Source organism: Saccharopolyspora ipomoeae (assembly GCF_029952525.1).
Taxonomy (GTDB): Bacteria; Actinomycetota; Actinomycetes; order Mycobacteriales; family Pseudonocardiaceae; genus Saccharopolyspora; species Saccharopolyspora ipomoeae.
The window spans coordinates 1-25,943 of sequence record NZ_JASAOF010000023.1 but is presented as its reverse complement, the minus strand read 5'-3'; the positions used below and the strand labels follow the sequence as shown (position 1 = coordinate 25,943).

General features: G+C 71.0%; 27 protein-coding genes, 1 tRNA gene and 1 pseudogene. 20 read left to right on the top strand and 9 right to left on the bottom strand.

The features are described 5' to 3' along the window. Window positions 1–3: 3 nt before the first annotated feature. The 4 genes from QFW96_RS25350 to QFW96_RS25335 all read right to left on the bottom strand — a co-directional run bounded on the left by QFW96_RS25350 (window position 4) and on the right by QFW96_RS25335 (window position 5,047). Entirely contained in the window at window positions 4–1,692 is a 1,689-nt protein-coding gene (locus QFW96_RS25350; RefSeq protein ID WP_281458236.1) for a flavin-containing monooxygenase, read from the bottom strand. 102 nt (window positions 1,693–1,794) lie between these two features. Then, on the bottom strand, window positions 1,795–2,805 hold the full coding sequence (locus QFW96_RS25345) for an AraC family transcriptional regulator (protein ID WP_281458235.1): 1,011 nt from the start codon (window positions 2,803–2,805) through the stop codon (window positions 1,795–1,797). 98 nt (window positions 2,806–2,903) lie between these two features. Further along, complete coding sequence (locus tag QFW96_RS25340; RefSeq protein ID WP_281458234.1) at window positions 2,904–3,659, bottom strand: sunset domain-containing protein; 756 nt, start codon at window positions 3,657–3,659, stop codon at window positions 2,904–2,906. A gap of 143 nt (window positions 3,660–3,802) precedes the next feature. Next, the gene (locus QFW96_RS25335; protein WP_281458233.1) at window positions 3,803–5,047 is read right to left on the bottom strand and encodes a COG1470 family protein; all 1,245 of its coding nucleotides are present in this window, start codon (window positions 5,045–5,047) and stop codon (window positions 3,803–3,805) included. A 265-nt stretch (window positions 5,048–5,312) separates the two neighbouring features. Here QFW96_RS25335 and QFW96_RS25330 point away from each other — a divergent pair, with 265 nt between their 5' ends. Beyond that, window positions 5,313–5,936 carry a helix-turn-helix transcriptional regulator gene (locus QFW96_RS25330; protein ID WP_281458232.1) on the top strand — a complete coding sequence of 208 codons (624 nt, stop codon included), beginning with the start codon at window positions 5,313–5,315 and terminating at the stop codon, window positions 5,934–5,936. A gap of 272 nt (window positions 5,937–6,208) precedes the next feature. Here QFW96_RS25330 and QFW96_RS25325 read toward each other — a convergent pair whose 3' ends face one another. From QFW96_RS25325 to QFW96_RS25310, 4 genes are all read right to left on the bottom strand, one after another. Beyond that, entirely contained in the window at window positions 6,209–6,349 is a 141-nt protein-coding gene (locus tag QFW96_RS25325) for a hypothetical protein (protein ID WP_281458231.1), read from the bottom strand. A 648-nt stretch (window positions 6,350–6,997) separates the two neighbouring features. Continuing rightward, window positions 6,998–7,213, bottom strand: a complete 216-nt coding sequence (locus QFW96_RS25320; protein WP_281458230.1) for a hypothetical protein — start codon at window positions 7,211–7,213, stop codon at window positions 6,998–7,000. Between the two features lie 39 nt (window positions 7,214–7,252). Next, window positions 7,253–7,768 (bottom strand): hypothetical protein, encoded by a 516-nt coding sequence (locus QFW96_RS25315; RefSeq protein ID WP_281458229.1) that lies wholly within the window; start codon window positions 7,766–7,768, stop codon window positions 7,253–7,255. A 126-nt stretch (window positions 7,769–7,894) separates the two neighbouring features. Further along, a complete protein-coding gene (locus QFW96_RS25310; RefSeq protein ID WP_281458228.1) occupies window positions 7,895–8,236 on the bottom strand; it encodes a hypothetical protein in 342 nt (113 codons plus the stop codon). Here QFW96_RS25310 and QFW96_RS30250 point away from each other — a divergent pair. The 6 genes and pseudogenes from QFW96_RS30250 to QFW96_RS25285 form a co-directional block, all read left to right on the top strand. Next, window positions 8,133–8,348: pseudogene (locus QFW96_RS30250) on the top strand (hypothetical protein); the annotation flags it as partial. The gene QFW96_RS25310 and the pseudogene QFW96_RS30250 sit on opposite strands and share 104 nt — an antisense overlap. A 453-nt stretch (window positions 8,349–8,801) precedes the next feature. Continuing rightward, a tRNA-OTHER gene (locus tag QFW96_RS25305) sits at window positions 8,802–8,867 on the top strand. Next, on the top strand, window positions 8,838–9,086 hold the full coding sequence (locus tag QFW96_RS25300; protein ID WP_281458227.1) for a hypothetical protein: 249 nt from the start codon (window positions 8,838–8,840) through the stop codon (window positions 9,084–9,086). Before QFW96_RS25305 ends, QFW96_RS25300 begins: the two co-directional genes overlap by 30 nt. After that, window positions 9,083–9,754 carry a Pvc16 family protein gene (locus QFW96_RS25295; RefSeq protein ID WP_281458226.1) on the top strand — a complete coding sequence of 224 codons (672 nt, stop codon included), beginning with the start codon at window positions 9,083–9,085 and terminating at the stop codon, window positions 9,752–9,754. The genes QFW96_RS25300 and QFW96_RS25295 overlap by 4 nt, the downstream gene beginning before the upstream one ends. Then, on the top strand, window positions 9,751–11,715 hold the full coding sequence (locus QFW96_RS25290; protein WP_281458225.1) for an ATP-binding protein: 1,965 nt from the start codon (window positions 9,751–9,753) through the stop codon (window positions 11,713–11,715). The genes QFW96_RS25295 and QFW96_RS25290 overlap by 4 nt, the downstream gene beginning before the upstream one ends. A 27-nt stretch (window positions 11,716–11,742) precedes the next feature. Beyond that, a complete protein-coding gene (locus QFW96_RS25285; RefSeq protein WP_281458224.1) occupies window positions 11,743–13,083 on the top strand; it encodes an eCIS core domain-containing protein in 1,341 nt (446 codons plus the stop codon). 48 nt (window positions 13,084–13,131) lie between these two features. Here the strand turns inward: QFW96_RS25285 and QFW96_RS25280 are convergent, their stop codons facing one another. Further along, entirely contained in the window at window positions 13,132–13,593 is a 462-nt protein-coding gene (locus QFW96_RS25280; protein ID WP_281458223.1) for a nuclear transport factor 2 family protein, read from the bottom strand. 225 nt (window positions 13,594–13,818) lie between these two features. Between QFW96_RS25280 and QFW96_RS25275 the strand changes: the two genes are divergently transcribed. The 13 genes from QFW96_RS25275 (at window position 13,819) to QFW96_RS25215 (ending at window position 25,912) form a co-directional block, all read left to right on the top strand. Then, window positions 13,819–15,330 carry a phage tail sheath family protein gene (locus QFW96_RS25275; protein ID WP_281458222.1) on the top strand — a complete coding sequence of 504 codons (1,512 nt, stop codon included), beginning with the start codon at window positions 13,819–13,821 and terminating at the stop codon, window positions 15,328–15,330. A gap of 10 nt (window positions 15,331–15,340) precedes the next feature. Continuing rightward, window positions 15,341–15,781 (top strand): phage tail protein, encoded by a 441-nt coding sequence (locus tag QFW96_RS25270; protein WP_281458221.1) that lies wholly within the window; start codon window positions 15,341–15,343, stop codon window positions 15,779–15,781. Beyond that, a complete protein-coding gene (locus QFW96_RS25265) occupies window positions 15,778–16,227 on the top strand; it encodes a hypothetical protein (RefSeq protein ID WP_281458220.1) in 450 nt (149 codons plus the stop codon). The genes QFW96_RS25270 and QFW96_RS25265 overlap by 4 nt, the downstream gene beginning before the upstream one ends. Then, window positions 16,224–16,382 (top strand): DUF6760 family protein, encoded by a 159-nt coding sequence (locus QFW96_RS25260; RefSeq protein ID WP_281458219.1) that lies wholly within the window; start codon window positions 16,224–16,226, stop codon window positions 16,380–16,382. Before QFW96_RS25265 ends, QFW96_RS25260 begins: the two co-directional genes overlap by 4 nt. A gap of 2,224 nt (window positions 16,383–18,606) precedes the next feature. Further along, window positions 18,607–18,801, top strand: coding sequence for a hypothetical protein (locus QFW96_RS25255; RefSeq protein WP_281458218.1), 195 nt, complete (start codon window positions 18,607–18,609; stop codon window positions 18,799–18,801). 16 nt (window positions 18,802–18,817) lie between these two features. Next, the gene (locus QFW96_RS25250) at window positions 18,818–19,243 is read left to right on the top strand and encodes a phage tail protein (RefSeq protein ID WP_281458217.1); all 426 of its coding nucleotides are present in this window, start codon (window positions 18,818–18,820) and stop codon (window positions 19,241–19,243) included. A 6-nt stretch (window positions 19,244–19,249) separates the two neighbouring features. Beyond that, a complete protein-coding gene (locus tag QFW96_RS25245) occupies window positions 19,250–19,957 on the top strand; it encodes a CIS tube protein (RefSeq protein WP_281458216.1) in 708 nt (235 codons plus the stop codon). Beyond that, entirely contained in the window at window positions 19,957–21,753 is a 1,797-nt protein-coding gene (locus QFW96_RS25240; RefSeq protein WP_281458215.1) for a VgrG-related protein, read from the top strand. The genes QFW96_RS25245 and QFW96_RS25240 overlap by 1 nt, the downstream gene beginning before the upstream one ends. A 15-nt stretch (window positions 21,754–21,768) precedes the next feature. After that, window positions 21,769–22,080, top strand: a complete 312-nt coding sequence (locus tag QFW96_RS25235) for a PAAR domain-containing protein (protein ID WP_281458214.1) — start codon at window positions 21,769–21,771, stop codon at window positions 22,078–22,080. Further along, window positions 22,077–22,487, top strand: a complete 411-nt coding sequence (locus tag QFW96_RS25230; RefSeq protein ID WP_281458213.1) for a GPW/gp25 family protein — start codon at window positions 22,077–22,079, stop codon at window positions 22,485–22,487. Before QFW96_RS25235 ends, QFW96_RS25230 begins: the two co-directional genes overlap by 4 nt. Beyond that, window positions 22,487–24,442, top strand: a complete 1,956-nt coding sequence (locus tag QFW96_RS25225; protein ID WP_281458212.1) for a putative baseplate assembly protein — start codon at window positions 22,487–22,489, stop codon at window positions 24,440–24,442. Before QFW96_RS25230 ends, QFW96_RS25225 begins: the two co-directional genes overlap by 1 nt. After that, on the top strand, window positions 24,439–24,993 hold the full coding sequence (locus QFW96_RS25220; RefSeq protein ID WP_281458211.1) for a phage tail protein: 555 nt from the start codon (window positions 24,439–24,441) through the stop codon (window positions 24,991–24,993). The genes QFW96_RS25225 and QFW96_RS25220 overlap by 4 nt, the downstream gene beginning before the upstream one ends. Window positions 24,994–24,997: 4 nt before the next feature. Beyond that, complete coding sequence (locus QFW96_RS25215; RefSeq protein ID WP_281458210.1) at window positions 24,998–25,912, top strand: zinc ribbon domain-containing protein; 915 nt, start codon at window positions 24,998–25,000, stop codon at window positions 25,910–25,912. Window positions 25,913–25,943 lie beyond the last annotated feature (31 nt).

The window sequence follows — 25,943 nt, the reverse complement described above, 5'->3', positions numbered from 1 at the left end:
TCCTCAGGAGGCCTCGGCGGCCAGTTCGTCGAAGGTGGCGCGGGCGACCCCGGCGAACCCGCCGCCGGTCGTGCGGCCCGCCGAGCCGGTGGTGAACCCGTCGTAGCCGCGCGCGGCGACCCGGTCGCAGATGACGCGGTAGACGTCGAGCCCGCCCACGTACGGGTAGAGGCTGCGCGGTTTGCCGGGGATGTTGGCCCCGACCCACCACGAGTTCGCCCGCGGCAGCAACGTCGTCGCGGTGACCTCGTCGTGGTGGTCGACCCAGTCCCGCTCGGCCTCCGGCAGGGGCTCGATCAGGTCCGCTCCCCGCTCGCGCAGGTGCCGCAGGCAGTCGGTGATCCAGTCCACGTGCTGCTCGATGGCCACCGGCATGTTCGTCAGCACCGACGGGCTCTGCGGACCGGTGATCATGAACAGGTTCGGGAACCCCGAGGTCGTGACGCCGAGGTAGCTGGTGGGTCCCTTCGCCCACTTCTCCCGCAGGTCGAGGCCGTCGCGACCGCGGATGCCGATCTTGAACAGGGTGCCGGTCATCGCGTCGAAACCGGTGGCGTAGACCAGGGTGTCGACCTCGTACTCCCCGTCGGCGGTGCGCACGCCGCGCTCGGTGATCTCCTGGATCGGCGCGTCGCGCACGTTCACCAGGGTCACGTTGTCCCGGTTGAAGGTGTCGTAGTAGCCGTTCTCCAGCGGTGGCCGCTTGGTGAAGAACGGGTGATCGCGGGGGCTGAGCAGTTCGGCCACCTCCGGGTCGCGCACGCGTTCGCGGATGCGCGCGCGCAGGAACTCGGCGGCGGTCTCGTTGGCGTCCTCGTCCACCAGCAGGTCGTTGAACGTGGTGCCGAGCCGGAAACCGCCTCGCTGCCACGCTTCTTCGTAGATCTGCCGCCGTTCGTCGTCGGACACCGACAGAGCCGTGCGCTCCGGCGTGCGGTACGGGAAGCCGAAACCGGTTTCGCGCGTGGTCTGCCAGATCTCCCGGTAGTTGTCCTTGATCGCGCGGCCGTCCTCCTCGGTCATCGGCCGGTTCCCGCCCGCGATGTCGTAGTTCGGCGTGCGCTGCAGGACGTAGACGTGCTCGGCCTCCTGCGCGATCTCCGGGATGGCCTGCACGCCGGTCGCGCCGGTGCCGATGACCGCCACCCTCTTGCCGGTGAAGTCCACGCCCTCGTGCGGCCACAGCCCGGTGTGGTACCAGTCGCCGCGGAAGGAGTCCCGCCCGGGGAACTCGGGCAGGTTCGTCGTCGACAGGCATCCGACGGCGGTGATGAGGTAGGTGGCCGTCGCGCGCTCACCGGCGTCGGTGCGCACCGACCAGCGGCCGGAGGTCTCGTCGTACTCGGCGGCCACGACGCGGGTGCCGAACCGGATGTCGCGGTAGAGGTCGAACCGCTCGGCGACGTGCTGGAGGTAGCCGAGGATCTCGGGTTGCCCGGCGAATCGCTCGGTCCAGGTCCACTCCTCCAGCAGTTCTTCGGAAAGCCGGTCGGAGAAGCTGTAGAAGTAGCTCTCGGAGTCGCAGCGGGCGCCGGGATAGCGGTTCCAGTACCAGGTTCCGCCGACGTCATCGGCCGCCTCGAAGACCCTCGCGGTGAGCCCCAGGGTGTCGCGCAGCCGGTGGAGCATGTACAGGCCGGAGAAACCGGCCCCGATGACGACGGCGTCGAAGTCGTTGTCGGACGGGCGCACAACCTCCCACCTCCTCGTGGAAAGTCACTGTTCTGTCCTGAACGTGCGGTTCTCGACGCTACGAGGTCATCGCGGGTTCAACTATCCGATTAACGCGGGCGATCACCGGTTTCGCGCAGAACCGTCCGCGCGCAGCGTCCGGGACGGGGCGACGCCGTACTTGCGCTGGTAGGCGGCCGCGAACCGGCCCAGGTGGGTGAACCCCCAGCGGCAGGCGACGTCGGTGACCGTGGTCGTCTCCGGTGAGGCCTGGCTCAGGCAGCGGTGGGCGCCGACGAGCCGCACGTCGCGGAGGTAGGCCATCGGCGAAACCCCGACGTGCGCGCGGAACCCTTCCTGCAGCGAGCGCACGCTCACCCCGACAGCCTCGGCGACGTCGGTGACCGACAGCGGCTCACCGGCCCGAGCCTCGATGATCTCCACTGCCCGCCGCACGGTGCTCGGCCCCGGGTGCGGATGCGGTTCGGCCAGCGCGGCGGAGTGGTCGTGGCGCGCGCCCAGCAGCAGCCCGGTGATCAGGATGCGCTCCAGGTGGCCTGCGGTGCGCGGGTCCAGCAGGACGCTGCGCGAGCGGTCGATCTCCGCGACGGCCAGTCGCACGGCCGAGAACCAGCTCTGCACCGCCGATTCCGCGAGATCCATGCCGAGGTCGAAGCGGATCGGCCCGGTGATCGGACGCCCCAGCAGCCGCGCGAGCTCGTCGTCGAGGGCGGCGCGGGTGATGTTGACGGCCAGCTGCGTGCACCCGAGCGTCCACTGCCCGACGTAGCGGGCCCCGGGCACCATCACCGCCGGGCGTCGCGGGCCGGCGATGATGGTGTCGCGACCGTCGCTGATCTTCATCGCGCCGGTGACCGGGATGTTGATCTGGTACGTGTCGCTCATGTCGGCGACGGTGATCCGCACCGGCGGCCCGTAGCGGACGTAACCGATGGTCACGTCCTGGATTCCGACGGCGTTGACCAGCGCGTCCAGCGCACCGGCCCGGCCGGACAGCTCCAGCCGGTGCGGGGCGAACAGCCGCTCCCCCAGCTCCTGCACCTCGTCGAGGTCCCGACTGCGCAGGACGGGGTGGTCCCGCAGCGGCTCCGCACCTGCCCCGGTCAGCACCATCCCCGGCCTCCTCGTCAGCGACGCCTACGAGGATCAGCCGACCCGACGAACCGTGTCAACGCCCCGAACGGGACGAAACCGGAGGACGTCGTTCCTGATCAGAGGGGGTTCTTGGTGCGGGCGTTCCAAGCCGAGAAGCCTGCGGCTTCGGCGTCGGCGGCGGAGCGGAACCAGACGCCGGCCTTGGTGCGCTCGTAGTAGGGGGACTGCATCGTGTGGTACCGCTTGGAGCGGGTGTTGCCCTTGACGCGGTAGTCGCCGCGCGGGGACCGGCCGTTGGGCTTGGCCTTCACAGAGCCCGGGTACGGTCCCGAATCCTGTTCTTCCGCAACGGTTTCGGACTCCCTGACCTGCTGGGTCGGGATGGCGGGCTCCACGACGTAGGCGGCACCGAGGTCGGCGAAGCCGACTCCGGCGAGCTCGCCGCCGGACTGGTCCGAGCCGTCGTTCCCGGAGACCAGGACCGTCACCTCCAGGTCGTCGGACGAGGTGAACGCCGGGGTCTCGTCGGTGCGCGGCGCGGCGCTGGGCCGCTCGGGTGCGGGCGGGGACTGCGAAGCGGGCAGGGATTTGGGGCGTTCCGCCGCGGGCGCCTGCTCGATGGCCTCGGGTTCGCGGACCGCCGAGAAGACCAGGTGCCCGTCCTGGCGCAACGGCCGGGACAGCAGCATCGAACCGGCCATCGACCCGGTCGCGAAGCACAGCAGGAGCAGCACGAAGGTCCAGGCGACGGGCATCGCCCCGCCGATCGGGGCGACGACGGCGAACGCGGCGGCGGCCACCAGGGCCGCTACCGCCCAGACGATCCACTGGCGCAGGCAGGCGGTGGGAGCGCGGTGTCTTGACTTCGGCACGAAACCCTCCTGGGTCTCCTCGAGTGACAAGATCGGCTGCGCAACGTTCTAACCAGACCAGTCGCGCTCAGCCACCGGAGATCACCCGTTCGGGGACTTCACAGGGATGGTTCACCCTCTCGTGCCATGAACATGAACACGCTTCAGCGCGGAGCGGGGGCCACGGTGCCGCTGACGTTGAGCTGCTGGACGCAGCGGGCCTCCGTCGGGCCGTAGGGCGGGGTGCCCGGGCGGGCGCAGCGCACCGTCGCCTCGATCGCGGCCTCGCTCGGGACCTTGATCGGCGTCACCCAGTGGTAGTCCTGGTTGCGGAAGGTCTCCAGCGCGATGGTGGTGATCGTCCGGCCGTCGAACTCGATGGTGAGCAGCCCCTCGTCGCCCTGGTAGTTGGCCAGCACCAGGTCCGTGACGTAGAAGTCCTGGCCCTCCGGAACCGCGTAGGAGCGCGCCCCCGCGCCGCCGGGCCGGGTGTTGACCTCGATGGTGGCCGAGTGCTGCTGACCGGTGGCCGCCGGGTTCGCGGGCGGAGGCGGTTCGCCACCACCGGGTTCGCCGGGTGGCGGTTCCTCGGCCGGTGGCTGCGGCGGGGCGAGCTCGCCGTCGGCCACCATCTGCTCGGTCTGGCGCCGCGCGGCCTCCTGCGCGGCGCTCGTCAGCTCGGGCAGCACCAGCGCGTACCAGAGCAGCAGCAGCGCCAGCAGCAGCCCGAGCAGGGCCAGCAGCCATCGCGGCAGCAGCGGGAGCTGGACGAGCTCGCCGTCGAGCTCCTCCGCCTCCGCTTCCTCGGTGCTGCCGGACGCGGTGACGTGGAAGGGTTTCGACGCGGGTTTCCCGAACCAGATGAGCCCTCCGGCGCGCACCCGAAGGCGGACCTCGGTGCGGTCGCCGGGGTTCAGCGCGAGCCGCTCGGAGTCGAAGGAGAACGCCAGCTCCTCGGCCGGATCGGTGGCCGCGAGCGGAACCGCGATGGGGGTGTTGCCCTGGTCGTGCACCGACACCACGAACCGGCCGCTGCGCCACGCGCGCCGCCGCTGCGGGGTGAGCGCGCCGCGGAACCGGTGGAACGGGGCGATGACGACGGTCGTCTCCGGCACGGCCACCAGGTCGGGCTGCTCGACCGGCACGACCCGCACGGCCAGCGGGACCTCCCCGGCCGGCACCTCGGAGGACTGCGGCGGGCGCAGGACGAGCGTGACGGTGCCCTGCTCGCCCGGGTAGACCGGGAGGCGTTCGGGGATCACCGCGGTCCAGTCCGCGCATTCGCCGACGACTTCGAACTCGTACGCCTCGACGATGTCGGTGTTGTTGCGCACGGTGAAAATCGCTGTTGCCTCACCGCCGGGCGCGACTTCCACCCGCTCGCCGTCGAATTCGGCTTGAGTCGTCACGGGAGGAGAAACTAGGCGCCGCGCGGCCGCGCGAGTCAGAGCGGCGAGGGCAGCGCGGAGGCAGCGGGAGTGCCCCCGACGGGCATCGAGTTCTGCCCGACGCTGCTCGTGGAATATGCCGAAAACGTCCGGAACATCGCTCGCATGAGCGGAAAACCGGCCTGTCATGGCCCATTCCACAGTTTCCTTCCCCGAATGGCCGTCCCGCGGCGCTCGGAATTGGCGTAACACTGGAACGGGGGCAGGTTCTTAGGGAGGAGAGCCGATGACGAGAGTTCCGGTCGCGATATGCGCGGCCGACCCCATCCTGGAGAGCGGTGTCAGCCACCAGCTGCGCCCGCGCCCCGAGGTGGAGGTGCTCAGACCCGGCGAGGAGGACCGCGCGGAGGTGGCGCTGGTCGTGGTCGACCGGTTGGACGAGGAATCCGAGCAGCTGCTGCGCAGGTTGCAGCGCACGTCGACGGTCAGAACCGGGCTCATCATCGGCGAGTTCGGCCAGGACGCGCTGCAGACCAGCATCGAGTGCGGGGTGGCGGCGGTCCTGCGCCGCCGCGACGCCGACGCCGACCGGCTGGTGGGGCTGGTGACCGCGCTGATCCGCGGCGAGGGGGTGCTGCCCGGGGACATGCTCGGCAGGCTGCTGGATCACGTGGGCCGGTTGCAGCGCGGGGTTCCGAGCGCGTCCGGCGCGACGCTGTCGACGTTGTCGGCTCGCGAGGGCGAGGTGCTGCGCCTGATCTCCGACGGGTTCGACACCCGGGAGATCGCGACCAAGATGTCCTACTCCGAGCGGACCGTGAAGAACATCCTGCAGGAGGTCACCACCCGTCTGCAGCTGCGCAACCGCGCCCACGCCGTCGGCTTCGCGATGCGGCAGGGCTTGATCTAGCTCGCTTGCCCGAAAGTGCCTCCGCTCTTCCCGCCGCGGTGCCTCGCGGTTCCTGGGCACCGGGGCGGGAACCGGTGAAGCTGCGGGGAGGCGTCGAGCGGGCGGAGGGTGATCGTGGTCGGCAACGTGCCCGGTTTCCGACGTGGGAGGACCCGCTGGGGGATCGTCCTGCTCGGTGTGATTCTGCTGCTGTGCGGGCTGATCGGCGCCCCGACCGCCCCGGCACCGGCGGCCCCGGCTGAGGGGGCTGAGGTGGAGGCGAGCCGCATCTCCTACGCCGGGACCGCGCACCGCAGCTTGGGCATCGCCGCGCCGGGGCTGTCCGACCAGGTGCCGACGTCGCCGCTGTTCGACGAGCCGAGGCAGCACTTCGACCAGGACGTCTCGTCCCGCGACGGGCTGCTGGTGTTCACCAGCCTCCGCGACGAGAGGACCCCGCAGGTCTACCTGCGGGACACCGACGGCACCGTCCGGCGGCTGACCCGGGGGATGGACGCGGCCAACCCCGAGCTGTCCCCGGATCTGCGGTGGGTGGCGTTCGATTCGGCCGGGTCGGACGGCGAGCGCGACCTCTGGCTGGCGCGCACCGACGGCAGCGGTGCGCACCGGATCGCCGACACCGCGAACAACGAGACGCACCCGACGTTCTCGCCGGACGGGACGCGGATCGCCTTCGCCTGCGACGCGGGCGGCCGCTGGCAGATCTACGACCAGCCCGCCTCCGGCGGTGCGCTGCGCCGGTTGACCGACGAACCCTCGGGCTCGGCCGGGGAACCGTCGTGGAACCCGGTCGACGCGAACCGCATCGCCTACACCCACTACGACGCCGACTCCCCGGACGACAACGCCGCGCACCAGGTGCGCGTCCTCGAATCCGGTTCCGAGCAGCCGCTGTTCGCCGACGACCCGGGCTGGCAGACCCGCCAACCGCGGTGGCTCCCGGACGGCAGGCGGCTGCTGTTCCTCAGCCCCACCTACCCGGCCGCCGAGCCGCAGCCGAACAGCGTCGGCGATCAGGTGTTCCGGGTCGACGCCACGGGAGCGCCGGTGTCGGCGACCGCTCAGCGCCTGCTCTCGGAGGACCGCCTGGTCGACTCGCCGACCTGGTTCACCGGCGGCGGGATCGGGCGCCTGGTGGTGGCGCGCACGACCGGGTCGTCGCGGAACGTGGTGCGGTTGCAGGACATCCGCTCCGACGGGGTCGATCCGCGCGATCTGGGCGTGGACGTGATGACCGAGGACCCGAACGCGTTCCAGGACTCCAGCCTGCTGTTCACGCCGACCGAGGGCTTCGACCCGTGGACGGAGCGGCAGGCCTACTCCCCCGACGGCAGCCGGATCGCGATCAGCCGGTTCGAGGACGTCGGCGGGCAACGCGTCCAGCGGATCTGGCTGGTCGACGCCGACGGCTCCAACCCCAGGCGGCTGCCCATCGCCGACCGGCAGGCCGACGACTGGGAGTCCGACGTCGCGTGGTCGCCGGACGGCGAGTCGCTCGCGGTGGCCCGCAGGTCGCCGGGCGCGCTCACCCCGGCCGACGAGCGCGGCCGCAGCCGCATCGTCGTCGTGGACGTCGACTCCGGCGAGGTGACCAAGCGGCTGGGCAACCCGGATCCGTCGCTGGACGACACCCAGCCCGCGTGGTCGCCGGACGGCACGCGGTTCTCGTTCAGCCGCGGCCGGGTCTCCGACGTGCCGGACGAGCAGCGGCGCAACCACATCTGGATCGCCCGCGCCGGTGATCTGGGCGGCCAGCAGGACCTCAGCGAGACGATCTGCCGGTGCGAGGTGGTGGACGACAGCCCGGTGTTCGCGCCGGACGGGCGCAGCATCGTGTTCAACCGCGAGCGCGCCGGGCTGTACCGGATCTACCTGGACGGCAACCGGTGCGAGGTGCTGCTGCCCCGGAACCAGGCCAGCTGCGTGGATATACCCGACCAGCCGGAGGGTTCCGGGACCTACCAGCCGCGCGACGCGACCTGGTCGCCGGACGGCGAGCGGCTCGTCCTGTCCCGGCGGCTGAGCAGCGACAACAACGCGCCGGAGCACCTGTCGATCCTCGATCCCGCCACGCGCGAGGTGACCTCGCTCAGCGACCGGCTGCCGGGACGGCAGAAGGAGCCGAGCTGGCGGGCGACGGTGGACCTGTCGATGACCGCGCCGGAGTCGGCGGAGCAGATCCAGGTGGACAAGTCGGTGACGGTCACGGGCGTGGTGCGCAACAACGGCCCGGCGACCTCGCCGGGCACGACGGCGACGCTGGACGTGCCGTCGGGCGTGAAGCTGACACGACTGCGCACCGAGCAGGGATCGTGCGAGGGCGCGCGGTGTTCCCTCGGCGTGCTGGAACCCGGGCGGTCGGTGCGCGTCACGGCCGAGCTGGTCGGCGACGACCCCGGCGATCACCCGCTGACCTGGACCGCGACGGGCTCGGTGCGCGACAGCCGGCCCGGCGACAACACCTCCCGCACGGTGGTGCCGGTGCGCCCGGAACCTCCACCGCTGCAGGCCAACCCGGCTGTCGGACTGACGAGCGCACCCGATCCGTCCTATGTGGGCGGTGGAACCGAGGTGGTCTTCGCGGTCCGCAACACCGGCGAGGCGCGGGCGACCGGGCTGGAGCTGGACATGGCGCTGCCTCCGGGTGTCCCCGTGCGGAGCGCACCGCCGGACTGCTCCGGAACCCGGTGCCCACTGCCCGATCTGGAGCCCGGTGGAGTCGTCGAGCGGCGGGTGGTGCTGGCGCCCAACGCGGCCCTGGAGGCCGAGATCGGGGCTGCGGTGCGCACCGGCGGGTCGGACTCCGATCCCGGCGACAATCGCGCGACCAGGCCTTACCGCGTGCTGCAGCCCCGGATCGTCTCGGTGCCGGAGGTCGGTGAACCCGGTTTCGTGACCTCGGTGCGCGGGTTCGACTTCCCGCCCGGCACGCCGGTGCGTCTGGAGTGGTCGCCGGGGATCACGGCCTCGGCGGCACCGACCCTGCCGGGCCCGGACGGGCGGTTCGCGGCGCAGCTGCTGATCCTGCCGAAGGACGAGACCGGTCCGCGCACCATCACCGCCTCGGGTGCCGGGTTCAGCCCGGTGACCGCGCGATTCCTGGTGGTCGATCCGGCGATCGCGCCGCCCGGGATGGTGGGCCGGCGGTGATCCACGAGGTCGACGAGGCGCTGCGGCTGCTGCTGGCCGAGCACGACCTGCCGGGGTCGGGCGTGGAGCTGGGTTTCGAGGCCCCGACCACGGACTGGGCGGCCAAGCGCAACGCGCCGACGATCAGCGTGTTCCTCTACGACATCCGGGAGGAGCCGGGACTGCGGCAGGGCGGGCGGTTCGAGCGGCGCGACGAGGCGGGCGCGGTGACGGGCTGGCAGGAGCCCCCGCACTGGTTCCACCTCGCCTACCTGGTGACGGTGTGGACGAACCGCCCGCAGGACGAGCACCGGCTGCTCGCGGAGGTGCTGCGCTGCCTCGTCCGCCACGACTCCCTGGCGCAGCGTTGGCTGACCGGCACGCTGGCCGAGCTCGGGTTGACGGTGGCCTTCGAGGCCGGCGGGTCGATGGCGGAGGGGCGTTCGGCGGCCGATGTGTGGTCGGCGCTGGGCGGGCAGCTCAAGCCGTCGATCAACCTGCGGGTCACGGCTCCGCTGTCCGGGGACCTGATCCCGGCCGGTCCGCCGGTCACCGAGGGCGTGGTGCTGCGCTCCGACGACGAGGCCCGGCGCCTGCGCTACGACGGGTCCACCGCCGAGGGCGAGGCGTTCGCCCCGGCCCGCCCGCGCCCGGAACCGAAACGTCGACGCCGAGGACCGGTCTCGTGACGGCCGCCGACCTGCACCACCTGTGGGCGCGCTTGGGCCGGGTCGAGCAGCGGGTCCGCACGGCGGTGGACGCCCGGCGAGCCACCGATCCGCAGCCGGACGACCCGCACCGCGGTCTCTACCTGACCCCGGAGCAGGTCGAGCGCATCCTGGCGACGCCCGCGACCTCCTGGTCCGGCGACGGCCTGGCCTCGGCCGATCCCGGTCCGAGGTTGCAGGGGTTGAGCGAGGGCTTCGGGCTCACCGAGCTCGACGTGGAGCTCCTGCTGGTGGCGCTGGCACCGGACGTCGACGTCCGCTTCGAACCGCTCTACGGCTACCTCAACGACGACGTGACTCGCCGCCGGGCGACGACCGGGCTCGCGCTGGAGCTCTGCGGGATGCCGTCGGCGGGAGACGGCCGGTTCCGGTTCACCTCCCGCGCTCCGCTGGTGAGGGGCGGGCTGCTGGAGGTGCTGGAGCCCGAGCGCCCGGCGTTGTCGCGCACGCTGCGGGTGCCCGACCGCGTGGTGGCGCACCTGCTCGGCCACGACGAACCCGACATCGGACGCCTGGTGCAGGGCGGCCCACCGGGCGAGCTCGCCAAGCGGATCGGCGCGGCCCTGGACTCCGGGGTGCGGCTGGTGCACCTGCACGGTGCGGAGGGGGCCGCGCGAGTCGCGCTGGATGCCCTTTCGGTCAGCGGCAGGGCAGCGCTCGTCATCGACGTCGTCGACCTCTCCCCGGATTCCGTTCCGGTGCTCGTCCGGGAAGCGGCGCTGAGCCGGGCCGGGATCGTGCTGGGACCGCTGGAGAAGCTCGGCCCGGAACGCGCTCGCCTGCTGCGGGATCTCGTGCGCACCTCGGAGCACGTCCCGCTGCTGCTGCACGGAGGCGGGAGCTGGGACCCGGCCTGGTCCCAGCGGGCCCCGGTGTCGATCCGCGTCGCGCCGCCGAACTCCGAGGAGCGCGCGCAGGAGTGGCGGCGAGCCCTGGCGGCCGTCTCGGCCGAAGTTGCCGAGGACACGCTGGCCGAGGCCGTCGGCGGCTACCAGCTCGACACCGAAGCGATCGGCCGCGCCGCATCGGTGGCGGTGCAGCTCGCCGCGTTCGACTCCCGCCCGGTCGGCACCGACGACCTGCGCGCGGGCGCCCGAGTCCAGAACGGCGCGGGCCTGGACCGGCTCGCCCGGCACATCACCCCGACCGTGACCTGGGACGACCTGGTGCTGCCCGAGCCGACGCAGCGCCAGCTCACCGAACTCGCGATGCGCGCCCGGCACCGCGACCGGGTCCTCGGCGACTGGCGGATGCGCCCCGGCGGCAGCCGAGGCCGCGGCGTCCTCGCCCTGTTCGCGGGAGAGTCGGGCACGGGCAAGACGATGTCGGCGGAGGTCGTGGCGACCGACCTCGGGATGGACCTCTACGTGGTGGATCTGTCCACAGTGGTCGACAAGTACGTGGGCGAGACGGAGAAGAACCTCGAACGCATCTTCACCGAAGCCGCCGGCGTCAACGGAGTCCTCCTCTTCGACGAGGCCGACGCCCTCTTCGGCAAGCGCTCCGCCGTCCAGGACGCCCACGACCGCTACGCCAACGTCGAATCCGCCTACCTGCTCCAACGCATGGAAACCTTCGACGGCATCGCCATCCTCACCACCAACCTCCGCGCCAACCTCGACGAAGCCTTCACCCGCCGCCTCGACGTGATCGCCGACTTCCCCATGCCCGACCACGAACAACGCCGAGCCCTCTGGGACCGCTGCCTCGGCCGGGACCTCCCGCGAGCCGAAGACCTCGACCTCGACTTCTGCGCGACCTTCGAACTCTCCGGCGGCTCAATCCGCTCCTGCACCATCACAGCCGCCTACCTGGCAGCGGAGGCGGGAAAGCCAGTCGGTGGAGAAGAGCTGATCACGGCAATTCGCCAGGAATACGGAAAACTGGGCCGCCTGATCTTGGACTCCGAGTTCCGGACATGAGCGCCAATTCCCAGAAGGGAGACAATCGTGTTCTCACATGAGAAATCAAACGAGACGGCCACGGGACGCATCCCGTCGCGCACGACGGTGACATCGGTGAGCGTCAGCGCCAACACGACCTCGCCGGCCGGACTGGTGGCGCTGCAACGCACGATCGGCAATGCCGCCGTTGCCCGAATGCTCAATGACCAAAAGCCCATCCAACGATCAGCGGTGCACGACGTGCTTCGTCAACCGGGCAAGCCGCTGGAGGCCTCGACTCGAGCCGACATGGAAACCAGGCTCGGCGCGGATTTCTCCGATGTCCGACTGCACACCGACCCATCGGCGCAACGGTCGGCCACCGAGATCGGAGCCCGCGCGTACACCTCCGGCAACCACGTGGTGATCGGCCCCAGCGGGGCTGACGCGCACACGCTCGCCCACGAGCTGACGCACGTCATCCAACAACGCCGAGGAGCTGTGGACGGAACCGACAACGGTGCCGGCCTGCGGATCAGCGACCCCGGGGACCGGTTCGAGCGCGAAGCCGAGGAGAACGCGTCCAAGGCGTTGTCGGCGGACTCTCCGATACGTCCGGATCGCACGGCCTCCGCCGACCGCACGAGCGGCGACCAGCACGTCCAACGCATGATCATGCAACGGGACGACAACGGTGAGGATCTGCTCGAACCGATGCCACCGGAGCAGGTCCCGAGCCTGCCGCAGGTCCGAGATCTCCCCTCCGACCGAATCGAGCGGTTGCAGGCCTTGGCCACGTCGGCGGACGACGTCTTCACCATCGAGGAAGCGTTGGAGCAATCGCGGAACACCGTGGTCGGGGCGATCAGCGGCCCACATCCCAACGAGGGCGATTTCTTGGCCAACGTCCAAGACTGGCGAAAGCAAGGGTTCTCCGCCTACGACCCATCGATGATGGAGAAGCCCCTGCGCAACCGGCTTGAAAAGCGGGGTGTTCCCGCGAACGCCAGTGTCCTCCGGCAAGCGTCGATCACCGAGTTCGGAACGCGCGTACCGCACACCGACGTCCTGGTCCCCCACCCTGGCCCGTGGGTTTTCCAAGCCGAACCGAACGATCTCGCCAGCTGTTTGGAGAAGGTGCTGGGAACCGACAGCCACGCCTACGTACTCACCGACAGCGAGCCCACAGCTTCGTACGCGGACACGCTCGAAAAGCGGATCACAGCGATCAACGAAGCCAACGCAGGCGTGGACGGGTACCAGCGATTGACCGTGACCGTCGAGGTACTGCCGATCGGCAACTACGGCTCGACCCGACTCGGCGCCAATGCCGAGGGGCAAGTCGGCGCCATCTTCAAAACCAACCACCCTGGAGAATATCGCCTGATCAAGGTCAGCCGGAACTGACCGCCGAGTCACGCAGATCCCCGACCTGGGAGCACGTTCTGCCGGGAACTACTGGAGCGGGATGTCGAGGCCGTGCTCTTCGGTGGGTCGGGGGCCGTGGATGCGGCGGTCGGCCTCGGTGATGGGGACGTCGTTGATGCTCGCTTCGCGGCGTCGCATGAGGCCGTGCTCGTCGAACTCCCACAGCTCGTTGCCGTAGCTGCGCCACCACTGGCCATCCCGGTCGTGGCACTCGTACTGGAAGCGGACGGCGATCCGGTTCTCGTGGAAGCTCCAGAGGCTCTTGCGCAGCGCGTAGTCCAGTTCGCGCTCCCACTTCCGCGTCAGGAACGCGATGATCTCCTCGCGGCCGGTGAGGAACGCGTCCCGGTTCCGCCACGTCGAGTCCGGCGTGTAGGCCAAGGCCACCCGCTGCGGGTCTCGGGTGTTCCACGCGTCCTCCGCGGCCTGGACCTTCTGCACCGCCGTCTCCTCGGTGAACGGCGGGTACGGCGGACGACCTTCCGGCATGGCTACCTCCCCACGTTGAGAACGTGCGCTTTCTACCAGAGAACACCTTGAGTCGCAGTCGGCCCACCAACGCGCCCCCGGCCCGCTCGACCGGAGCTGAAAGGCACGGTGGTGTGTTCGGGGAGGCAGTGGTGTTGCCCTCGTTGGGGGGCTGGTGGACATGTTCGCGGGGGTGGCGGGGCGCGAGGGTCGGGTGTGGCCGTGCCTTGAGCTGAAGGAGCGAACATGCCGTCGTACCTGTCTCCTGGCGTCTACGTCGAGGAGGTCCAGAACGGGTCCAGGCCCATCGAGGGGGTCGGGACCGCTGTGGCCGCCTTCGTCGGGTTCGCGTCGCAGGGACCGGTGCACGAACCGACGCTGGTGACGAACTGGAGCCAGTTCACCCGGACCTTCGGGGGTTTCGGCGACGGCTACCTCGCGCACTCGGTGTACGGGTACTTCGCCAACGGGGGTGGTTCCGCCTACGTCGTGCGGATCGGCGGGCCGTCCGCGCCCGCCTCGCCCGCCGCGGCGAAGCCCGTGGAGCTCGGGGGCCTGCGGGTGTCGGCGCTGCCCGGGGCCGGGGCGGGTCTCACCGTGGAGGTCGCCGACGCCGAGGGCGAGAACCCGCCGGAGGACCGGTTCCGGCTGGTGGTCAGCCAGGACGGGAAGGTCTCCGAGACCTTCGACGTGTCCGCCAAGAAGAACGTCAAGAGCTACGTGGTCACGCAGGTGCGCGAGCGTTCGCGGCTCATCGAGATCACCGAGGCCACCTCCGGGTCGCTGACCAGGCCCGAAAACCAGACGGTGCCGGTCGCCGCGCCACCCAGCGCACCCGCACCGGCCGCCGTGGACGCGCAGGAGTACGTCGGCGACCTCACCGCGCGGACCGGGTTCGGCGGGCTGGAGACCATCGACGAGATCACGATGGTGTGCGTCCCCGACCTGATGAGCGCGCACCAGCGCGGGTTGATCGACGCCGAGGGCGTGAAAACCGTGCAGCTGGCGGCGATCTCGCACTGCGAGCAGATGGGCGACCGGGTCGCGCTGCTCGACCCACCGCCGGGGCTCAACGCGCAGCAGGTGCGGGCGTGGCGGATGGACGAGGCCGGCTACGACTCGAAGTACGCGACGCTGTACTACCCGTGGATCAAGGTGTTCGACCCGTCCAGCGGGCGCAACACGATGGTGCCGCCGAGCGGTCACGTCGCCGGGGTGTGGGCGCGCAGCGACACCGAGCGCGGCGTGCACAAGGCGCCCGCCAACGAGGTCATCCGCGGGGCCGTGGACCTGGAGACGAACCTGAGCAAGGGCGAGCAGGACCTGCTCAACCCGGTCGGCGTGAACTGCGTGCGCTCCTTCGCCGGGCGCGGCATCCGGATCTGGGGAGCGCGGACGCTGTCCTCCGACCCGGCGTGGCGCTACCTCAACGTGCGGCGGCTGTTCAACTACCTGGAGGAGTCGATCCTGGTCGGCACCCAGTGGGTGGTGTTCGAGCCCAACGACGACCGGTTGTGGTCGAGCATCCGCCGCAACATCGGCGCGTTCCTGCACCAGTCGTGGCGCGACGGGGCGCTGTTCGGGCGCACCGCCGACGAGGCGTTCTTCATCAAGTGCGACCGGGAGAACAACCCGCAGGAATCCATCGACCTCGGCCAGGTGGTGTGCGAGATCGGGGTGGCACCCGTGAAACCCGCCGAGTTCGTGGTCTTCCGGCTCTCGCAGTTCTCCGACAGCACCAGCCTGGTCAGCGAGTAAGGGAGACGACATGGCACAGGGCGACACCCTCTCCACGCACCGGTTCGGCGTGGAACTCGGCAGCGTCACGGTGGAATCGGTCAAGGAAGTCTCCGGTCTCACCGTCGAGCAGGACGTGATCGAGACCCAGCAGGTGACCCCCACCGGCGAGCGCATCAACAAGAAGCAGCCCGGCGGGCAGAAGGGCGGCGAGGTCACCATCACCCGCGGCCTCGACAAGAGCACCGAGTTCACCGCCTGGATTAAGAAGACGCTGCTCGACGGCGACGTGGAGGGCGCGCGGGAGAACCTCACCATCGAGATCCAGGACTCGATGGGCGAATCGGTCCGCCGCATGCAGCTCTACGACTGCTGGGTCAGCAAGTGGGAGGGCCCGTCGTTCAGCGCGGGCGAGTCCAACCCGGCCACCGAGCAGGTCACCATCGTGTTCGAGCGGATCGAAGTCGAATGAGACGACGCATCACCTCGCTTAGCGACCTCGACGAGGTCGCGGGCAACCGCGCTCCCGAAGCACCGGAGACGTCGACCGGGCACGAGGAGTTCGAGTTCGAGCTGCCCCGGGGTTACGTGCACGGCGACGGGACGGTGCACCGGCACGGCCGGATGCGGCTGGCCACCGCCAAGGACGAGCTTCGGCCGCAGGTCGACGTGCGGGTCAAGGAGAACCCTGCCTACCTCAGCGTCGTGCTGCTGGCGCAGGTCATCACGAGGCTCGGCGAGATCACCGACGTGCACGCGGGCGTCGTGGAGAACATGTACGCCACCGACGTGGCGTTCCTGCAGGACTTCTACCGGCGGATCAACAGCGAGGGCCACACCCGCGCCGGGGTCACCTGCCCGTCGTGCGCGGCCGCGTTCGAGGTCGACCTGGCAGGTGGTCGCCTGGGGGAATCGTGACGTACGCGCCGGAGCGGCTGCACGCGGAGGTCGCGTACGTCGCCTACCACTTCCACTGGACGCGCGAGGAGATCCTCGATCTCGATCACCACGAGCGCCGCCGGTGGGTGCGCGAGATCGCGCAGATCAACACGCGGATGAACGAGGGGGGATGAGCCGGTGGGCCTGCTCGACCTGTTCCGCCGACGACGCCCTGCCGGGAGCTCCTCGCCCGTTGCGGTTCCCGCGTGGGACGGCGGTTGGCGGCGCGCCGGCGGCGACCCCGGGGTGCTCCAGCGCTCCGGGATCGGGGTGGTCGAGAGCGGGTTCCGCGACTCGGTCGCGTCGTACCGGGAGCACGGGGTGATGACCGGGATGGGGCATCTCGTCGACCCGGCCGCCCCGTCCGGGCTGGTGCACGGGCTGTTGCGCCCGACCGCCGGGTTTCCGGTGCAGCGGTCATCGGGGGTTGAGCTGCCGGTGCGGACCGTGCAGCGGCAGGCGGATCCGGCCATGCGTACCGGTCGGGTTCCCGTCGCGACTCAGGTTCGAGCCAACGAGCCGTCGGGATCGGTCGCCGACTCGCCAGATCCGGATGGTTCGGCGGACGCCGTTGAGGGTCCGACGAAACCGTTTGATGGCCCGACGAAACCGGCTGGTGGTTCGCCGAAAACGGCCGCTGCGCGGTCGATTGGCGCGGTGGAAAGCCATTCCTCGCCGACTACCTCGCCCAGCGTTCCCCTGGTTCAACCGCGCCGACCATCACCGCCGCTGACGATCGCTCGCCGCGCTCGGACCCTCCCGCCGCGCCCGGTGCCCGCGATCCGGCCGACCCCTCCACCCGAGGCCGCGACGGCTCCGCCACCCGCGAATGCCGCCCAGCAGTCTTCGACCGGCACAACCCAACGCCGCTTCGCGCCGAGCAGCTTCCCCGGCGAACCTCTCCTGAGCCTGCCACCCACCGCGGCCGTGGTCCCCACGACCGACCCCGAACCCGACACCCGTTCCGAGCCACCCGCGTCGAACACCCGCTCCGCACCCGAACCCAAAGCAGCTCACGAGGACGTGACCACTCCACCGGTCCTCGACCGAACCCCCTCACCCCACGACAACGCGACACCCGCTCCGGAACGGACCAACGACCCACCGACGATCCAACGCACCCGGAGAACTCCCGACCCGCACTCCTCACCACCTCCCGGAAACCGCCCACGCCCGGGAATCGGACCCCCACTACCCCACCTCCCCCGCTCAGCACGGCCTCTCCCCGACTCCACCCCCACCTCACCCCCGTTGGGTGAGGGAAGTTTTCATGAAAACCTCCCCACCACCTCCACCGAACGAGGTGACAGTTTTCATGAAAACCTCCCTCCCCCACGAGACCACCTAACCGTGGAACAAACTCATGAAAACTTCCCCGTCACGAGCAACGACCGAGTTCAGGGGCGTTCTCCCGGGGACGTTCCCCCGTCGCGTTCTCGACGGGGTGGGGGACGTTTTCATGAAAACTTCGTCGTTCCAGGTGACGGACGTGGGGACAGTTTTCATGAAAACCTCCCTCCCTCGGGAGGTGAGTTCGTTCAGCGGCGAACGTTGTCCGGTCCTGATCCCTCTCATTCAGGACTTCCTGTGGAGCGCGTCGAGGAGAGCTCCGGGGATCGGGTGGGGGTCGTTGAGGGCGCTGCGTCGGAGGTCGGGCCGGTTGTTCCGGGCGGGGTTGCGGGTGAGGTGGGAGTGATCGAGTCCACGCGGGGTGCCGTTCCGTCGGATGAGGATGCATCTGGGACAGTCGGATCGTTGATCGCGGATTCTCCCTCTGTGCAGCGGATTCCGATGGATGTTGCGAGTGGAGATGGCGGTGTTGGGCCTTCGGGTGAGGCGAGTGCGCCTTCCGATCCGCTTCCGGTGAACGCATCGGCGACAGCACGCGCATCAGCGGACTCGCAGAGCGGAGCCACAGAACCTACCGTTGATATTCTCTCGCTCTCGGGAACTTCCACCGACTCTGACCCGGATCTGACTGTCCAGCGGCGCCTCTCGCCGCGACCTCGTTCGCCGATTCCCCCGAAGTCCGACTCACCGACCCGGGCTCAGGTCCGGCCAGTGGTCTCCGCGCGGCCGCTGATCGTCCGCACCGGGCGAGGCTTCGAAACCGCTCCCCGAACCCCCGAATCAGGCTCTCCCCCAAGGACTTCGCCGGTCCGGTGGAACCCGCCGGGTCCGACGATCCAACGCGCCCCGACGACTCGGCCGCACCCCACGACGCCACCGACGGGCACCACCGAGCTCGTCGCGCCCACGGCCCGACCGGCCCCGACGACCGGCTCCCCCGGCACCAGCCCTCCCCCGGCCCAACGCACCCCCACCCCGCCGACGTCGATCCCCGGTGTCCCGGCCGGAGTGCCGGTCACCGTCGTCCAGCGCGAGGCGAAGAAAACCGATCCAGAACCCGTCCCGCAGCAGGAACCCGCCCGCCAGCAGGAGGACACCGAGGAGCTCGCGCGCAGGCTCGTCGAGCCGGTGAGCCGGTTGCTGCGGGCCGAGCTCCGGCACGGCCGGGAGCGCCTCGGACGCCTGAACGATCGCCGCAGGTGAGGGAAGGAGTACGTCGATGTCGCAGAACATCTTCGCGTCCAGCGTGTTCTTCCAGCTGAAGATCGCCGGTGACGACCTGGGCCCGTTCCACACCTGCTCCGGCCTGGGCGCCCAGGTGGAGGTGGAGCAGTTCACCGAGGGCGGCAACAACGGGTTCACCTGGCAGCTGCCCACCCGCATCACCTGGTCGAACATCACGCTGACCAGGCCGGTCACCTCCGACACCACCAAGATCTCCCGCTGGATCTCGCGGATCATCCAGCGGGCCGACCGCAAGGACGGCGAGATCGTCGCGCTCAAACCCGACCGCACTCCCCTGGCCCGCTGGCAGGTGCTCGGCATCGTCCCGGTCAGCTGGCAGGGGCCGTCGTTCGACCCGGCCACCGCGCAGGCCGCGGTGGAGACGCTGGAGATCGCCCACGAGGGCCTGCGGGCGGGGTGAGGGACGATGGCACGCAAGAACCTGGCCCGCGCCAAGTTGCTGATCATGGAGCCGCCCGCGAAGGTCGGCGCCGGGGCCGGTGCGCGGCTCAAGGAGGTCCGGTTCCAGTTCAACCCGAACCGGCTGAGCCTGACGAAGAGCACCGAGTGGCGCCGCAAACCCGCGCGGATGGCCGACGAGTCCGCCACGCCCGAGTTCGTCGGCAGCGGCCCGCGCTCGCTGTCGCTGGAGGTCTTCCTCGACGCCACCGACAAGCACGACGGTTCGGTGGAGAAGAAGGTCGAGGACCTGATGCTGGCCTGCGTGCCCACGCCGAAGAGCCTGGCGGCGAAGAAACCGGCGAGCCCGTGGGTGCGGTTCGAGTGGGGCACCGCCAAGACGACCTCGTTCGACGGCGTGCTGTCGAGCTTCTCCGTGGAGTACTCGCTGTTCGACGTCGACGGCACGCCGCTGCGCGCGACGTGCTCGCTGAGCATCGAGGAGGCCGGTGCCGACACGCCCGGCCAGAACCCCACGTCGGGCTCGGAGAACGCCAGGCGCACGCACCGGGTGGTGGCCGGGGACAGCTTGGCGCACCTCGCGTGGCAGGAGTACGGCGACGCGACCGCGTGGCGGCTGATCGCCGAGGCCAACGACATCGACGATCCCATGATCCTGGCACCGGGCGCGGAACTGCTGGTGCCCGCGCTCGACGACGAGAGGGAGCCTGACTGATGGGCAACGACTCCTCCGGCCGGTCGGTGGCCGCCGATCCCGTCGTGGGCATCCCGGCGGCGCTGCCCGCTGCCTGGCAGCAGCAGCTGACCAGCTGCGTCGTGGACGAGAACGTCGCGTTGCCCGACGCCGCGACGCTGGTGTTCCGGGACCCGAACCACGAGCTGCTGACCGCCACCGGGATCGGCATCGGCTCGGAGCTGACGGTGAAGGTGACGACCACCGCGAGCGCGGCGGCCGAGGAGCTCTTCGCCGGCGAGGTCACGGCGCTGGAGCTGGACTCGGACGGGACCGGGTCTTTCACGGTCGTGCGGGCGATGAGCAGGGCGCACCGGCTGATGCGGGGCCGGAAGGTCAAGGCGTTCCGGAACATGACGGCGGAGCGGATCGTGCGCGAGGTCGCCACCGGGGCGAAGTTGAAGCCGGGTCGGATCAAGGCCAAGCCGATCACCTACACCCAGTTGTCGCAGGCCAACGTCTCGGACTGGGAGTTCCTGCAGAACCTCGCCCAGGAGCACGGCGTCGCGGTGCGCGTCGACGGCGACGGCCGCCTCGACTTCGCCGAGCTCACCCCCGCATCGAAGGCGCCGTCCCCGTCGACCCCGGCGAACAAGAGCCCGTTCGTGCTGGAGTACGGGCGCAACCTGATGGCGCTGCGGGCGGTGCTGACCGCCGCCGACCAGGTCGACGCCGTCGAGGTCCGGGGCTGGAACGTCGACACCAAGAAGCCCCTCGTCGCCCGGGACACCTCCGCCACCAGCGAGGTCGTGCGACCGGGCCTGACGGCGGCGAAGACGAGCTCGAAGTTCGGCAAGCCCGAGCTGCTGGTCACCGACATGCCCTACGGCACGCAGGCCGAGGCGCGGACGACCGCCAAGGCCCTGGCGGCGTCGATGCGCGCAGGGCTCGGGGAGGTCGAGGCCGTCGCCGAGGGCAACCCGAAGCTGCGGGCGGGCGTGCCGGTGGCGCTGGGCAACGTCGGCGAGGACTTCGCGGGCAAGTACACCGCGACCGCCGTGCACCACGTCCTCGAACCCGGCCAGGGTTACCGGACGACGGTGCTGGTCAGCGCCTCGCCGGACCGGTCGCTGGTCGGGCTGGTCGCCGGCGCCGGTGCGCCCGACCGGGGTCCGCGCATCCCGGGCGTGGCCACCGGGATCGTCACCGACATCAAGGAACCCGGGAAGTCCGAGCGCGGCTGGGTGAAGCTGAAGTTCCCGTGGCTGTCCGACGACTACGTCACCGACTGGGTCCGCACGGTGCAGCTCGGCGGGAACGGCGGTGGCGGGGTGTTCAGCCCGGACGTCGACGACGAGGTGCTGGTCGGCTTCGAGCAGGGCAGCCTCGACCACCCCTACGTGATCGGCGGGCTCTACAACGGGGTCGACTCGCCGTCGGAGCACGACGGGCCGCTCGTCGACCGCACCAGCGGCAAGGTCAACCGGCGTTCCCTGGTGTCCCGCAAGGGACATCGGCTGGAGCTCATCGACTCCACGACCCGGTCGCCGGGCGTGCACGTGGCCAGCGGGAACAAGCGGCTCGACATCAGGATGGACGAGCAGGCGCAGACCGTCGACATCACCGTCCGCGCCCCGGGCGGGCGGCGGGTGCTGACCTCGATGTCGTTGTCCCCCACCGGGATCGAGTTGGACGCGGGCACCGGGGACATCACCCTGTCCGGCCGGTCGATCTCCCTCGACGCCACGACATCGGTGTCGATCAAGGGCCGGACGAGCGTGGACATCGACGGCGGCGCGACCGCGGCGCTGCACGCCCCGACGGTTCGCATCAACTAGACGAGGAGTTCCGCGATGCCCCCAGCCGCTCGCATCGGCGACCCCACCAGCCACGGCGGCACCGTCGGCCCGCCGCGCGTCAACGCGCGAGCGGTCGCCGGCGTGTTCATCGGCGGGAAACCCGCTGCGGTGGTGGGGAGTCAGCACGTGTGCCCGGTCCCGCCGCACGCCGTGATCAGCGGCGGCAACGTGATCACGCCCAGCCCGCCGGGCACCTCGGTGGTGCTCATCGGCGGCCTGCCCGCGGCCTGCGTCGGTGACAAGACCACCTGCGGGGCCCAGGTCGCGATGGGGGTGCTGAACGTGCTGATCGGGGGTCCGCTGTGAGCGATCGGTTCATCGGCCGCGGTTGGGGTTTCCCGCTGCGGGTGGGCCCGACGGGCGGGATCGGCATGGTCGAGCGGGAGCGGGAGATCGAGGAGGCGATCCGGCTGGTGCTGGGCACCGCGCCGGGTGAGCGCCCGATGCGCCCGGAGTTCGGCTGCGGCATCCACGACCACGTCTTCGCCCCCGGTGACGGCGCGACGGCCGGCCGCATCGCCCACGAGGTGCGGGTGGCGCTGCGTCGGTGGGAACCGCGGATCGAGGTCGCCGACGTGGTCATCGCCTTCGACGCCGTCGACGACGGGGTGCTCTACATCGACGTGCACTACGCGGTGCGGGCCACCAACGATCGCCGCAACCTCGTCTTCCCCTTCTACACGATCCCGCGCAGCGACGGAGACGCCGAGTGATGGCACTGCCCACGCCGAACCTGGACGACCGCCGGTTCCAGCAGCTGGTCGACGAGGCCAAGCGCTTCGTGCAGCAGCGCGCGCCGGAGTGGACCGATCACAACGTCTCCGATCCGGGCGTGACGCTCATCGAGACGTTCGCGCAGATGGTGGACCAGCTGGTCTACCGGCTCAACCGGGTGCCGGAGAAGAACCACCTCGCGTTCCTGGACCTGCTGGGCGTGCGGCTGTTCCCGCCCGCGGCGGCGCGCGCGGACGTGACGTTCTGGTTGTCGGCGGCGCAGGCGGAGACGGTGCTGCTGCCGCGCGGCACGGAGGTGGCCACCGCGCGGTCGGAGTCGGGCGACGCGGTCGTGTTCGGCACGACCGAGGAGCTGCCGATCGTGCCGTGCGAGCTGAAGTCGCTGGTGACGATCTCGGCGTCCGGTGAGCAGGCGAACCGGACGAAGGACCTGGACGTGGCCAAGGACGTGCCCTGCTTCCAGCCGGAACCGGCCGTGGGCGACGCGATGCTGTTCGGGTTGTCCGAGGCGGTGCCGCGCTGCGTGGTGGCGGTGCGGCTGGACAGCCAGGTCGAGGGCATCGGCGTCGACCCGCGGCAGCCGCCGCTGGTGTGGGAGTCGTGGGACGGGATGCGCTGGAGCGAGTGCGCGGTGTTCGGCGACGCCACCGGCGGTCTCAACCGGCCCGGTGAGGTGCTGCTGCACGTGCCCGCCGGGCACAGCACGTCGGTGGTGGCCGGGGTGCAGGCGGGCTGGTTGCGCTGCCGGGTCGTGGCCCCGGCCGAGGATCAGCCGTTCTACTCGGAGTCGCCGACGGTGCGGGTGGCCGAGGCGTTCACGGTCGGCGGCATCACGCCCGTGGAGCACGCGGAGACGATCATCGACGCACCGCTGGGCGTGTCGGCGGGCGTGCCGGGTCAGCGGTTCCGGCTGGACCGGGCTCCGGTGCTCACCGACGGGGAGCCGGTGGTGGTGCAGGTGTCGGCCGGTGCGGGCTGGCAGGACTGGCGCGTGGTGGAGCACTTCGGCGAGTCGGGACCCGCTGACCTGCACGTCACGCTGGACGCCACGACCGGGGAGTTCGGGTTCCCGCCCGCGGTCCGCGCTGCCGACGGCTCGTTGACGTCGTTCGGCGCGGTGCCGCCGAAGGGCGCGCACATCCGGGTGCCGTCCTACCGCACCGGCGGTGGCCGGGCGGGCAACGTGGCACGCGGGGCGATCTCGGTTCTGCGCAGCTCGGTGCCCTACGTCTCCGGTGTCGAGAACCGCGAGGCCGCCACCGGCGGTGTCGACGGCGAGACGGTGGAGGAGGCGAAAGTCCGCGCGCCGCACCAGATCCGGGTGCAGGAGCGGGCGGTGACCGCCGACGACCACGAGCGGATCGCGCGGCAGGCGGCCCCGTCGGCGGCGCGCGTCCGCTGCCTGCCCGCCGGGCAGGAGCCGGGTTCGGCGCGGGTGCTGGTGGTGCCGGACGCGACCCCGGACTCGGGCGAGCAGCTGCGGTTCGAGCAGCTCGTGCCCTCCGAGCAGCTGCTGGCCACGATCGCCGCCCGCCTCGACGAGCGCAGGCTGCTGGGCACCCGGCTGGTCGTGGAACCGCCCTTCTACCAGGGCATCACGGTGGTGGCGCGGATCCGCTCGGCGGATCAGGACCTCAACCGGGTGCGACGCGACTGCCTTGCCGCGCTGCACCGCTACCTCAACCCGCTGCGCGGCGGGATCGACGGCGCGGGCTGGCCGTTCGGGCGCCCGGTGCAGCTGGGTGAGGTGTTCGGGGTGCTGCAGCGCGTCGAGGGGGCGGAGCTGGTCGACGAGGTGCGGTTGTTCCCGGCCGATCCGATCACCGGGCAGCGCGGTTCCCCGGTGGAGCGGGTGGAGCTGGCCGAGCACGCGCTGGTGTTCTCGCACCAGCACCAGGTCATGGTGCAGCCGGTGTCCGGGAGCGCGGGATGAGGCGCGCGATCCCCGGTCTGCCCAGCCGCCACCCGCTGGGCGAGATGCTGCCCGCGATGTACGCCGACGACGATCTGGCGCAGCGCTTCACCGCGGGCCTGGACACCGTCCTGGCACCTGTTCTGTCCACATTGGACAATCTGGCGCACTACTTCGATCCTCGTGTGACGCCGGAGGATTTCGCGTCGTGGCTGGCCGGGTGGGTCGCCGTGGAACTCGACCCGCGGTGGCCGCTGGAGCTGCGGCGCGCGGTGCTGCTGCGGGCCGTGGAGCTGCACCGGCAGCGCGGCACCGCGCACGGCCTGATCGACCTGCTGCGGTTGTGCGCCGGTGTGCGAGCGCGGGTGCTCGACGGCCCGGGCGCGGCGTCGTCGACCAGACCGGGCACCCCGCTTCCCGGCAGCGCGGTCACCGGCGTGGTGGTGCAGGTGTGGCCGGACCGGTCGGAGGTGGATCGGCAGCGGGTGGCAGCGCTGGTCGACTCCGTCCTGCCGGTGCACCTGACCTGCACCGTCGAGGTGCTCACCGGTCCACCCGAGCGAAGGGGGTAGCGCGATGCGCTCCTGTCCGACGTGCGGCGCGCAGGTCGCCCGCGACGACGACTTCTGCGGCACGTGCGGCACCTACCTGGGCTGGGAGGCCGACACCGGGCAGGCTCCTCCCCCGCCGTCGGAGGCCCCGACCCGCCGGATCCCGGTCGCCGAACCCGAGCAGCCGGAGGCGGTGCAACCGGCCGAACCGGTCGCGCCCCGGCCAGAGCCGACCGCTCAGATCGAGGAACCCGAGCCGGACGGGCCGCCGTGCCCGTCGTGCGGCACGGCGAACCCGCCGGGGCGGCGGTTCTGCCGCCGCTGCGCCCACCGCCTCCAGCCCGACGACGCTCCCGCGCCCCGCGCGCAGTCCCGCCGGCTGAGCAACCACGACCGGCACAAGTCGTGGCGGCGCCTGGTGATCCTGGCGACGGTGATCCTGCTGGTCGTGGCCGCGGTGCTGCTGTACCCGCTGGGCGAGGCGGCGGTGCAGGACGTGCTCGACAAGACCTCCGACGCGGCACCGGTCGCCCCGGCAGGGGTGACGGCCAGCGACGCGGTGCCCGGTCATCCGGCCACCGGACTCACCGACGTGCGCACCGACGTCTACTGGGGCGCACCCGGTCCGGGCGCGTGGGCGGAGTTCACCTTCGACCACCCGGTCCGGCTGGTCCAGATGCTGGTGCACCTGGGCCCGTCCTCGAAACCGGACCGGTTCGCCAAGCAGGCCAGGCCCTCGCACATCGACGTCGAGCTCACCCGGGCCGACGGAGAGACCCGCACGATCCCGGTCGCCCTGACCGATCAACCGCAACCCGACCCGATCAAGCTCCGCACCAGCGACGTCGTCCGCGCCCGCATCGTCATCCGTGACGCCGTGGACCTCACCGGGAACCGCCACATCGCGATGTCCCTGGTCGAGTTCTTCACCCGCAGTTGAGTGGTGGGGGGGGGGGGGGGGGGGGTGGTTG

Bases quoted from the DNA above. Each gene is read 5' to 3' on its own strand.
- QFW96_RS25220 (WP_281458211.1), top strand. From the start codon at position 24,439: ATGAGGCGCGCGATCCCCGGTCTGCCCAGCCGCCACCCGCTGGGCGAG.
- QFW96_RS25225 (WP_281458212.1), top strand. From the start codon at position 22,487: ATGGCACTGCCCACGCCGAACCTGGACGACCGCCGGTTCCAGCAGCTG.
- QFW96_RS25235 (WP_281458214.1), top strand. From the start codon at position 21,769: ATGCCCCCAGCCGCTCGCATCGGCGACCCCACCAGCCACGGCGGCACC.
- QFW96_RS25330 (WP_281458232.1), top strand. From the start codon at position 5,313: ATGACGAGAGTTCCGGTCGCGATATGCGCGGCCGACCCCATCCTGGAG.
- QFW96_RS25240 (WP_281458215.1), top strand. From the start codon at position 19,957: ATGGGCAACGACTCCTCCGGCCGGTCGGTGGCCGCCGATCCCGTCGTG.
- QFW96_RS25215 (WP_281458210.1), top strand. From the start codon at position 24,998: ATGCGCTCCTGTCCGACGTGCGGCGCGCAGGTCGCCCGCGACGACGAC.
- QFW96_RS25250 (WP_281458217.1), top strand. From the start codon at position 18,818: ATGTCGCAGAACATCTTCGCGTCCAGCGTGTTCTTCCAGCTGAAGATC.
- QFW96_RS25245 (WP_281458216.1), top strand. From the start codon at position 19,250: ATGGCACGCAAGAACCTGGCCCGCGCCAAGTTGCTGATCATGGAGCCG.
- QFW96_RS25280 (WP_281458223.1), bottom strand. From the start codon at position 13,593: ATGCCGGAAGGTCGTCCGCCGTACCCGCCGTTCACCGAGGAGACGGCG.
- QFW96_RS25345 (WP_281458235.1), bottom strand. From the start codon at position 2,805: ATGGTGCTGACCGGGGCAGGTGCGGAGCCGCTGCGGGACCACCCCGTC.
- QFW96_RS25265 (WP_281458220.1), top strand. From the start codon at position 15,778: ATGAGACGACGCATCACCTCGCTTAGCGACCTCGACGAGGTCGCGGGC.
- QFW96_RS25315 (WP_281458229.1), bottom strand. From the start codon at position 7,768: ATGCTGCGCCCGTCCGGCGCGAACACCGGGCTGTCGTCCACCACCTCG.
- QFW96_RS25270 (WP_281458221.1), top strand. From the start codon at position 15,341: ATGGCACAGGGCGACACCCTCTCCACGCACCGGTTCGGCGTGGAACTC.
- QFW96_RS25275 (WP_281458222.1), top strand. From the start codon at position 13,819: ATGCCGTCGTACCTGTCTCCTGGCGTCTACGTCGAGGAGGTCCAGAAC.